Below are 11,229 nucleotides of genomic sequence, written 5' to 3' on the forward strand. Positions count from 1 at the left end.
AAACGCTCGGCTGGGACACCCCAGCCGAACGTCTCGCTAAGCTCCTAGCCGTCACCGGCTAGACCACCATGTTGCAACGACCCCTCGAATCCGCCCCTCAGGCGTTAAGAAGGGGCCCTTCCTTACCCACCACCACCAACAGCAAGGAAGGTGAGACGAGGATGAGACGACCAGTCGCACTGCGACTCCTGGCGGGGCTGGCCGCGACGGCCATGGGGGCCGCGGTCTGCGTGGCCCTGACGACACCCCAGGCATCGGCAGCGATCAGCAGCGCCACCGGCTTCGCGACCCGCAACGGTGGAACCACCGGGGGCACGGGCGGGCAGACGGTACGCGCCACCACGGGTACCCAGATCCACGCGGCCCTGTGCGGTCGGCCCAGCAGCAGCACCCCGATCATCATCCAGGTCGAGGGAACCATCAACCACGGCAACACCACCAAGGTGTCCGGGTCGAGCTGCAACACCGCCGCCGACGTGATCGAACTCAAGCAGATCAGCAACGTCAGCATCATCGGGGTCGGCAACGGGGCCGTCTTCGACCAGCTGGGCATCCACATCCGCGAGGCCAGCAACATCGTCATCCAGAACGTGACCGTCCGGAACGTCAAGAAGTCGGGCTCGCCGCTCTCCAACGGCGGCGACGCCATCGGCATGGAGGCCAACGTCCGCAACGTCTGGGTCGATCACGTCACGCTGGAGGCCTCGGGTGGCGAGGCGGAGGGCTTCGACGGCCTCTTCGACATGAAGAACAACACCCAGTACGTGACCCTGTCGTACAGCATCCTGCGCAACTCCGGCCGTGGTGGCCTCATCGGGTCCAGCGAGAGCGACCTCTCGAACGACTTCATCACGTTCCACCACAACCTGTACGAGAACCTCGACTCCCGCGTGCCCCTGCTCCGCGGCGGCACGGCACACATCTACAACAACCACTACGTGAACATCCGGGAGTCCGGCATCAACTCCCGGGCCGGGGCACGCGCCAAGGTGGACAACAACTACTTCCGGAACTCCAAGGACGTGCTGGGCACCTTCTACACCAACCAGGCCGGCTACTGGCAGGTCAGCGGCAACATCTTCGACAACGTGACCTGGTCCAGCCGCAGCAGCGACAACAACCCCGCCGGCCCGAACCCGACGTCCAACACCACCGTCAGCATCCCGTACTCCTACAGCCTCGACGGGGCCAGCTGCGTGCCGAGCATCGTCAGCCAGACCGCCGGCGCCAACAAGGGCATGCGGGTCTCCACCGGCAGTTGCTCGACGCAGGCACCAACGCCGACCCCGACCACCCCCACGCCCGGGCCCACCACCCCCACGCCCGGGCCGACCACGCCCAGCGGGCCCAACCTCAGCATCGGAGCCGACTCCGACGGCTCCAGCAAGGCCAGCGGGACGAGCTACGGCGACGTACGTGACGGCAACATGAGCACCGCCTGGTCGCCGTCTGGCGCGACCGGCCAGATCTCGATCAAGTGGGGTTCCGCCACCACCGTCTCCAGGATCAACATCCGTGAGGCATCCGGCTCGGTCGGCAACATCCGGTCGTGGCGGGTCCTCAACCACGACACCGGTGCCGTCCTGGCCTCGGGCAGCACGGCGGGCGTCATCACCTTCCCGGCCACCTCCCTGCGCAAGATCACCTTCGACATCGCCAGCTCGTCCGGCGCGCCGAGGGTCGCCGAGTTCGAGACCTACGCCGGATAGCACCGCATCCCGCCGGCCCGTCATGCCGGCGACCTGCCGACATCGATCCGTGGGTGGGGCCGTCAGACCGGGCGGCCCCACCCACGCTGCCCGCCCTTTGCACTGCTTCAACCGGCGCACCGATTCCAGGTCGATCCCGTTGCGCGCGTTGAGGCAGAGCAAAGGGGCCGCACAGACACGTCCAGCCCGGTGGCGCGGCCGGGCCAGCCGGGCGACCTCCGACGACAGGCGGTCCCCCGGCCGGGTGCGGACCGGCTCCGGCAGCGCGAGAAGTTCGACCTCGCCGTCGTACGGCAGAATCTGCGGGCGATGCAAGCGGCGACCATTCTCACCGCACTCGCCGACCTGGCCCCAGCCGGCGCCGAGCGGGTCTTCGACGTGTCCGGCACCGGCCGGCCACTGGTCTGGCTGCCCGAGCCGCACCGAGGCCCGCGCAGCGCCCGGCTGGACCGCCTGGCGGCACTGGACGCGCTGCACCGCGACGAACGGATCCTCCGCCTCGGCCTGGCCTTCCTGGTAGGCGGGGCCGACGTGGACGGCGGGCGGCGGCGCGTCCGACTGCCGCTGCTGGCCCAGCCGGTACGCCTGGAGCGCGGGCGACGCGGCTACCGGGTCGTCCCGGCCGGTGACCTCGAACTGACCCCACTGATCGAGGACCGGGAACTCGCCGCCCGGCTGGAGGCCGCCCCGGGGCTCGCCGGACCCGGCTGGCTGCCCGCGCCCGGCACCGCAGCCTGGATCACCGCGGCGGCCGAGGCCGCGGGTCTGAAGGTGAACGCGGTCGTCGCGAAGCCGAGCAGCATCGACGACACGGTCATCACCGGCGTTGCCGCCGCTGCCATCTTCGTGACGCGCGACGTGTTCGCCGGTCGACTCCGGGACACCCTGCTGAACTGGGCGGGCCGTCCCGGGTTGGCCGACACGGCACTGAGCAGGCTCTACCTGGGCAGCACCGACACCACCAGCAGCCCGACCACGACGGTCCACCCACCACAAGCCCCGGTCGCCGGCGGCCCACCGGCCAGGGCGACCGGCCCGGTGGGTACGGCGGAGCCGCCGGGCACCGGCGGGGCCGATCAGGACGACGTGCTGTCGCCCCTGCCGCTGAGCGCCGCGCAGCGGGACGTGATCCGGCGGGCCCGGACGGAACCTGTGGTGGTGGTCTCCGGGGCACCGGGCAACGGCAAGAGCCACGCCCTGGTCGCGGCCGCGCTGGACACCGTGGGCCGGGGCGGATCGGTGCTGGTGGCGACGCAGTCGGTGCACGCCGCGGAGGTGCTCGGCGAGCTGCTGCGCCGGCATCCCGGGCCCACCCCCGTGCTCTTCGGTGACGCCGAGCGACGCGAGGTCATCGCCGCCGAGCTGGCCGGCGGGGCCGCCGCCGGCGCCGACGACGCGCAGCTCCGCAGCGACGACGCCGCAGTGGCGACCGCCCGGGACCGGCACGCCGCGGTCCGGGCCGGAATCGCCGCGGCTCTGGAGCAGGAACGGCTGGCCGCGGCGCTGCCCGGCTGGCAGCCGTTGCTGCCCGCGCTGAGCCACGACGCCCCGGCGGCGTTCGAGCCGGACACCGACCTGGATGCGGTCCGGACCGCCCTGGCCGGCGCGAGCCGGTCCGGCGACGGCTGGTGGCGGCGAATGCGACGGTCGCACGCCGCGAGGCGGCTCCGGCGGCTGACGGGTGCCGGCCCCGACGTACCCGTCGAGCGGCTGCGGGCGGCGGTGGCCGCGGCAGCCGCGGTACGGGCGGCGGCCCGGCTGGCCGTGAGCGGTGGCACGGAGCTGGCGGCGGCCTGGCGGGCGCTGGCCGAGGCGGACACGGCGCTCGCCGAGGCGGTCGGCACGGCCCTGCGGCACCGGGCGACCAGCGCCCGACGGTGGACGGCGGACGCCCGGCGCGCCGTCAGCGGCCTGGGCACGTCCCTGCGGTCAGGACGCAACCGGCGCCGCGAGCTGCTCGCCGGGCTGGATGCCGACGCGCTGGTGCGGGCGTTGCCCCTGTGGGTGGGCACGGTGGCCGACGTCGAGGACCTGTTGCCGCCGGTGGCCGGCATGTTCGACCTGGTGGTGCTGGACGAGGCCGCGCACGTCGACCAGCTGCGGGCCGCTCCGGTGCTGGCCCGGGCACGACGGGCGCTGGTCGCCGGTGACCCGCGACAGCTGCGGTTCGTGTCCTTCGTGTCCGACGAGGACGTGGCCGCCACGCTGCACCGGCACGGCCTGGACCGCTTCGCCGATCGGCTCGACGTGCGGCGGTCCAGCGCCTTCGACGTGGCGGCCGGCGCCGCACCGGTCACCTGGCTCGGTGAGCACTACCGGTCCGCGCCACATCTGATCGGGTTCTCTGCCCGGCGGTTCTACGGCGGCCGGCTGGAGCTGGTCACCCGGCACCCGCGCAACGAGCGCGCCGACGCCATCGACGTGGTGACGGTCGCCGAGGCCGGTTTGGTCGACGGCGTCAACCAGGCCGAGGTGACGGCGGTGCTCGACCTGGTCCGGACCCTGTCGGCGCAGCCGCCCGAGGGTGGGATCGCGGTGATCAGCCCGTTCCGGGCCCAAGCGGACGCGGTGGAGGCGGCGCTGCTGTCGGCGTACGACGTCGACGAGATCGAACGGCTGGGCCTGCGGACGGGGACGGTGCACGCCTTCCAGGGCAGCGAGGCGGATGTGGTGATCGCCTCTCTCGGGCTGGTCGACGACGACCCGCCGTCGCGGCACCGCTTCGCGGCGGAGCCGAACCTGTTCAACGTCCTGGTCACCCGGGCCAGGAAGCACCTCACGGTGGTCACGTCCCTGCGGTCGCCGGAGGGAATCGTCGGCGACTACGTCCGGTACGCCGGGCAGCCGCCGGCGCCGTCCGAGCCGGACGCCGCGCCGTCGGACTCGTGGATTCGGGCGCTCGCCATCGAGCTGGAGCGGATCGGGCTGGTGGTCCGGTCCGGTTATCCGGTCGGCCGGTGGCGGATCGATCTCTGTGTCGGCCCCGACGCGGACGCGGTCGGGGTGATCTGCGGCGTACACCCGGACGGTGTCGCCGCGCATGTGGAGCGACAGCGCACGCTGGTACGGGCCGGCTGGTCTCTGTACGACGTGTTCGCCAGCCGCTGGGCCGACGACCCGATCCGGGCGGCGCTGGACCTCGCCGCCCGGACCGAACCGCGATGAACACGTCGGCTCAGAGCCTGTCCGATCCTCCAAGCCGAGCAATTCCGGCCGGTCGTGGTGCTCACCCTCCGCGCTCGTGCGCGACGGCGATTCGCTTGAGACCTTGCCCAGCGGCTCACAAATAGGCAAATCGGGTAGGCCCTCGGAGCACCGTCGCGGCGGACTCGACATCCGCCAACCTCGCCGCGAGCGTGGCGTTCGCCAGCCCGTCGGGAAGGGCCGCGCTGAACTTGAGGCCGGCAAGGGCCTTCTCGGTCACCTGGGGCACGCAAATTCTGTTCACGGCGTCCGCCGTTATTCGCCGCCACATGTTCCGGTCCAGGTCGGGTCGCAGCCGGATGGCCGAGTCGTCGTAGCGCTGGGTGGGATCGGCCAGCTCACCGAGGGTGGCGACCAGGGTGGCGTTGGCACGAAAACCGGCCCAGGTCCACCATCGGACCTCCCCCTCACGGTCCCGGACGATCATCGTCCCGCCAGGGTGGACCCACGACGTCGCCTCGTCACGCAGCTTGGCCAGCCGCTCGACGGCCCGTCGGGTAAGTTCGACCGGCGGGTCGGCCCCGATTAGCACCTCGCGCATAGCGCGGACCATCTCGTACGACAGGCCCTGAGGCGTTCCGCCAGTCATCCAGAGAGCCCTGCCGCCGCCCTCGGCCGGTTCCACGAAGCAACGGCGTCGCTTCCAGTCGACGTACGTGACCCGCCAACTGCGTCCGCCGAGCAGCAGCAGCCGGGGGCCCTCGACCCGGGCCGTCAACAGGGCCGGATCGGTGCGACCGATCTCGGTGCGACCGGACAGCACGGTGAACTGCGGCGGCGCGGTGAAGACCGCGAGCATGTCCATGAAGTGTCGACGACCGAATCTGAGCTCGGCCTCCGGCCCGATGAACAGCATCCCCGAATCCGAGTCGAGAAACCCGCGCTCGGCGAGGTGCCGCACGATGACGTCGGCGCTCTTGTCGAACGGGGCAAGACCGTTCCACTCTTCCGGCCACATCTGGTCGCCGATCCGATGCCGCTGCAACGCCAGTGCGAGAACCTGCTGGGCGACGATGTGCCGGGGCTCGGCCGGCGGGACGACGGCCTCTACCCATCCCTGCTGCCAGAGCCAAAGCAGCCCGCTGGCGTGCAGCAGGCCCGCACCGTCCAAGGCGAGGAAGAGACAGTTCCGGGCGCTGCCTGGCCGACGCCCGGTCCGGCCGATTCGCTGCAGGAAGGCGGCGACGCTCCGTGGCGCGTCGATCTGGATGACCCGATCGAGGTCGCCGACATCGATACCCAGTTCGAGAGTGCTGGTGGCGACGATGACGCAGTCCCGCTCCTGCGCGAACGCCTCCTCCGCCCGTCGACGCTCGTCGACGGCGAGTGAGGCATGGGAGAGGAAGGTCCTGACCCCGAGCTCGCGTAGTCGTTGGCCGAGGTCTTCGACAAGCGCACGGGAGTCGCAGAACACGAGCCGCTTCTCGCCTCGGTGCAGGCCGGCGATAACCCGAGCAGCGTTGTGGACCGAGCCGACATAGTCCAGTTGAACTTCACCGGGCGGACCGGCCGGCGCAGCCGAGGAGGCGGCGGCGACCAGATCCGGGGCCACCACCCGCGCCGGCCGATGGTCGCGGCCCGCCCCCTGTAGCCACCGCAGCAGGTCGTCTGGGTTGCCGACGGTCGCAGAGAGGCCGATCCGCTGCACTGGACGCCCAGCCACCCGACTGAGTCGTTCGAGCACCGCGAGCAGGTGCCAGCCACGATCGTCACCGGCGAAGGCGTGCACCTCGTCCACCACGATCGCCCGGAGGTGCCGGAAGAACTCTTGATGGTCGACGGCCGCACTGACCAGCATCGACTCAAGCGACTCCGGAGTGGTGAGCAGGGCATCCGGCCGCTTTCGAAGGATCTTGCGGCGCTGCCCCATGGTCACGTCCCCGTGCCACAACGCCGCTCGCCGCCCCAACCAGCCGGCGTAGTTCTCGACTCGGGGCAGCAGGTTGTTAAGCAGCGCCTTCAGGGGGCAGACGTAGAGCACGGAGGTGCCGGACCAGTTCTCCTGGGCCATCCGGGACAGCAGGGGAAACATCGCGGCCTCGGTCTTACCGCCAGCGGTCGGCGCGAGCAACAGGGCGTCGAAACCGTTTAGCAGCGGTTGCACGGCGGCCTCCTGCAGCGGCCGCAGCGCCGGCCACTGCAACGAGTTCACCACGTGGTGGATCACGACCGGATGCAGCAGCTCGGCCCCACCCATCAGCGGTCGGCGCCAACTTCGTCGAGGCTCCCACTGACCGCCTGGCCGTGCTTATCGACTCCGAGGAGATCGGCGAGATCGTTGCTCATGGTCTGATTCTTTCCTATAGGTCGAGCGAAATCTCGTCAGCCCTGGTCGCGTTGCGTTCCACGTCGGTCAGCTCGGCGGCGGATAGGGTGAGAGCGTAGTGCTGCCGAGGGTCGAAATCGGCGAACTGGTCGACTCGGTCGAGCACCTCCCCCACCAACTTCTTGAGGAACAGTCTGGGCGCCACTCCCACTTTCCCGCCCAGTCCGCCCGCGACCGCCCGTGCCAACTTCTCCAGGTACGCGTCGTTCACCAGGGCACGGATCCGCCCGGGGGCAGCCGAGCCGTCGGCGTAGAGATCGCGTACCCGGCCACCGAGTTCGACGAGCGAGTCGGCGGTGAACCCGGTCAGGCGGATCTGCACCGCCCTCGGGTTGTCGAATCGCGCGTCGATGCTGAAGTCCACCGCAAGCCGCTGTGCCAGAGGGGCGAGACGTTGCACCCCCTGCGGCCCGTCGTAGAAGGCCGGCGTGCCGGTAATGACCAGGTACAACCCGGGGAAACGTCCGGAGTGCACCTCGTCGATCAACTGTCGCAGCGCGTTTAACGCCTTGTCCCGCGCGTCGGAACGGACCCGCTGCAGCGTCTCCACCTCGTCGAGGACCAGCAGCAGCCCGGGGTGGCCGCTGTCGCGCAGCACGGCGAGCAGTCCCTGCAGGAAGCTGAGCGCCGCGAAGTGGTCGAGATCGCCGCGTACGCCGGCGACCCGACGAGCGGACGCCGCAACATGCGGCTGACCACCGAGCCAAGCAAGCACGGCGTCGGCCGTAGCCGGATCATCCGCAAGGGCGGCGGCCCGGTAGCCGCGCAGCGCGGCGGCGAAGGCGGGCGCACTGCGGCTCACGGCAGCGAGCCGCTGGTCCAGCAGTGCACTCACCGCCGTGTCGAGGTCGTCGGTGTTGTCGGTGTTGTCGGCCGCCACCTCACCGGCAGCTAGGACGTCTTCCTCTAGGGCATAGAACCAGCCGTCGACGACCGGCCGCAGGGCGCTCGGCGGAAACGCCGAGGTGGTGAGCCGCTCGGTCAACCGCCGGTAAACCGTCTCCAGCTTGTGCAGCGGTGTCTCGTTCTCCGAGATCTGCACCTCGGCCGCAGCGAAGTTGGCCCGTTTCGCCTGCTCCGCGATCCAGCGGGTGAAAAAGGTCTTACCCGAGCCGTACTCGCCGCGGACCGCTTTGAACACCGAGCCACCAGCGGCCACAGTCGCCAGGTCGTCCGCTGTCGCGGTGACGAAGCGGTCCAGCCCGACCGCGAGCAGGTCCAACCCAGCCGCGGGGACCGCGCCACGGCGCAGCGCGTCGATCACCTCCCGGCGCCGCGCGGGGCTGACGCCGCTCACGCGGCACCGCCGGGCAGCCCGAACTGGGTTCGCAGCAGTGCGATGTCGAGCCGAACCGTGCGCCCGTCGTCGATCTGCGACAGCACCGGATAGTTGTCGACGTTGAAGATCCGCTGCAGGGTGATGACGAAGCCTCCCGCTCGGGCCGGCAATTCCCCGGCCCGCTGCGCCAGAACGACGGCCGGCAGTACACCCTTTGCCTCGACGAGTGCCCGGATCGCCGCTTCGATCTTCCTGCGGTCGACCTTGCGCGGGGTCAGGCTGTGCTGCGCCTTGAAGAACTCGGTGTCGAGCAACGCTTCCACTAGGTCGTCGCTGCGGGCAGCACCGGACGGCACGGCGGGAGCAGACGGCGCCGGTAGGTCGAAGAGAGCGTCTCCTGCCACCACAGGTGCCTTGCGGCGCGACTTCGCTGGGGGCGCCGAGGTGGTGGCAGCCGAGACGACAGGCGCTTGTGCCGCCGCATCCCACCACTGCGGCCGCCGCACCTCTACCGGTGCCCAGTTCTGCGGGATGTCGGTGACGTTCGGAGCCAGGTAGGTCAGCAACGGAATGGTGACCTCAGCCAGAGAGGCTCCGCCGTGGTACCCGGCCCTGGTGGGACGATAGCGCCGCAGCGGGTCCCAGAGCGCGATGATCCGCTGGCCCTCGGCGACCACGCGTGGTCCGGTGAGTTCCACCTCCCCCGCTCCGGCCGCTTCCGGGCCGGAGCGATGCCGGGCTGACGCCGCATCGGCGGCCTTGACGTGCTCGCCGCCGCGTTCGAGTACGTGCCCGTGATCGCTGGTGACCACGACGACACGGCCGGCGGAGCGAGCAAGGTCGAGCAGGCTGCGCAGGAAGCCGAGATCGTCTAGTTGCCAGCCGGCCTCGTCGCCTTCCCGTCCGTGTGCCAACGATTCGTCCACCGTGTTGATCACGACAGCCACCAGGCGGGACGGATCGGCCATCACCTCGGCCAGCTCGCCGGCAAACACCTCACCGGCGCCGCCCCTGGCGGGGCCCTTGTGGAAGATGCGGGCACCCCTGCCCCAACGCCCCTGTTCGAACATCTGCTTCTCGGTGGCCTGAGTCCCACTTCTGAGCGCTCCGGCGAACAGGGAGGTCCGGGACACGGCAGTCAGGGTGGGCAACGCGGCCGCGAGTCCGCGGCGTTGTCCGACACCGTCACCGGCCAGCGGATCGTACTCCACCCAGTGCTGGGACAGTTCGTCGGCCAGTTCGACGGCGACCGCCGCGCTCATCCCGTCGAGCACCACGAGCAGCACCGGCCGCTCGGCGCGCAGCAGCGGATCGATGACGCGGGGCAGCAGGTTCTCGACCGTCAGCAGGTCGCCGTCGTTGCCAGGGCCGGCGGTGGCCCAGGCACCGAGCCGTTGCGCGAAGGCACCGTCGAGCTCTCGGCGCCGCTCCTGTGCACGCTCGAAGACCACGCGGAAGGTGTGCTGAAGCTTCGGGTGGGCGTCTTCGCCGACCCAGACGTGATTCAGCGCTAGATCGACCCAGCCCCACTCGGCCATCTGTCGATGTATCCCGTCAGCAACACTGGCGGCCGGCTCGACCGTGGTCCCGAGCCACTGGACGAGGCGCTGCGCCATCCGGACCCGCTCTACCCGCGTCTCCTCAGCTTTGGCCAACAGGTGTTCGCGGAGGCTATCGACGGCCGCCCTAAACGTCGGTTCGGCCGGGTCGGTCAGACCGGCGAGGAGAGCCTGGGCCGCGACGTCGATCCGCCGGCCGAAGCCGGTACGCAAGATCCGGCTGTGGCCGGCGCTGTCGACGGCATTGAACTGGATGAGGAGTTGTTCGGCCCGATCCAGCACGGCGTGTCCCTGGCGCCGGATCTTCGGGTCCCGGTCCGTCACCATTGCACCGACCACCTGCACGGCCGCGTCGGCGAGACCGCGCACTGTGACGTCGTCGTTGAGGTTGCCGAAGTACTGGTCCACCCGCCCCTGGACACGCACCGCGTCGGGGTTGTCACTGATCCACAACGCGTCGCAGACCAGACCCAGGGGAAGCGCGTCGGTGCCGTGCCCAGCATCGACGAGTGCGAAGAGCGCCCGCGCCGGCCGACCAAACTGCTCGATTAGCCAGCGCGCCAGGCCGTCGCGTTCCTCCGGCCGGAGCAGCTCGAACGCCTCGACCATGCCCGGCTCGATGCTCCACCGCAACAGGGTCGGCACATCGAGGTCGTCAGGGCCATTCCCTCGCCGGTCCAGGCCGAGCCGTATGGCGGCCAGGTGTCGCAGCGCGACGTCCCGGGTCAGCACGCTGGTAGTGAGTCGGGGCCATCCGCCGGGCGGCATCGCGTCCAGTAGCGCGGGGCCGGCCCACCGTTCGTCCTCAAGGGCGCCGTCCGGCACTTGCGCACCGAACGCATCGACCACGAGATCCCAGGGCTCGACCGTGATCACCTGCTGCCGGAAGATGCGGCTGCGTACGCCGACGCCGAGACCGGACTCGGGGACGTCGGTGAGCAGCACCAGCACCTCGTCGTCCCGCTCGGCGACGAGGTGCTCCCAGACGGCGAGCGGCGACACGCACGGCACCACCCGGGCCTGCCGACCGCCGGGCAACGGTAGAACCGGTTCGTGGGACCATTCCGGCTCCGCGCGGACCATTATGACCGGGTACGCATCACCGTTGCGATACCTGTCGAGCTCCTGCGTCACCTTCTGCCCCAACGCGGC

5 protein-coding genes are annotated in these 11,229 nt (G+C 70.6%); 2 read left to right on the forward strand and 3 right to left on the reverse strand.

Translation table 11 applies throughout. The features are described from left to right. The first annotated feature begins 161 nt into the window (after positions 1–161). Positions 162–1,709, forward strand: coding sequence for a pectate lyase (locus tag AB0M52_RS22615; RefSeq protein ID WP_363956940.1), 1,548 nt, complete (start codon positions 162–164; stop codon positions 1,707–1,709). 189 nt (positions 1,710–1,898) lie between these two features. After that, positions 1,899–4,874, forward strand: coding sequence for an AAA domain-containing protein (locus tag AB0M52_RS22620; RefSeq protein WP_363956943.1), 2,976 nt, complete (start codon positions 1,899–1,901; stop codon positions 4,872–4,874). Between the two features lie 115 nt (positions 4,875–4,989). Here AB0M52_RS22620 and AB0M52_RS22625 read toward each other — a convergent pair whose 3' ends face one another. From AB0M52_RS22625 to pglZ, 3 genes are all read right to left on the reverse strand, one after another. Continuing rightward, the gene (locus AB0M52_RS22625) at positions 4,990–7,110 is read right to left on the reverse strand and encodes a DEAD/DEAH box helicase (RefSeq protein ID WP_363956946.1); all 2,121 of its coding nucleotides are present in this window, start codon (positions 7,108–7,110) and stop codon (positions 4,990–4,992) included. Positions 7,111–7,213: 103 nt separating this feature from the next. Further along, complete coding sequence (gene brxD, locus AB0M52_RS22630) at positions 7,214–8,536, reverse strand: BREX system ATP-binding protein BrxD (protein WP_363956949.1); 1,323 nt, start codon at positions 8,534–8,536, stop codon at positions 7,214–7,216. Then, positions 8,533–11,160, reverse strand: coding sequence for a BREX-2 system phosphatase PglZ (pglZ, locus tag AB0M52_RS22635; protein WP_363956952.1), 2,628 nt, complete (start codon positions 11,158–11,160; stop codon positions 8,533–8,535). The genes brxD and pglZ overlap by 4 nt, the downstream gene beginning before the upstream one ends. Positions 11,161–11,229: the final 69 nt, after the last annotated feature.

The organism is Micromonospora sp. NPDC051296, from assembly GCF_040682255.1.
Lineage (GTDB): Bacteria > Actinomycetota > Actinomycetes > Mycobacteriales > Micromonosporaceae > Micromonospora > Micromonospora craterilacus.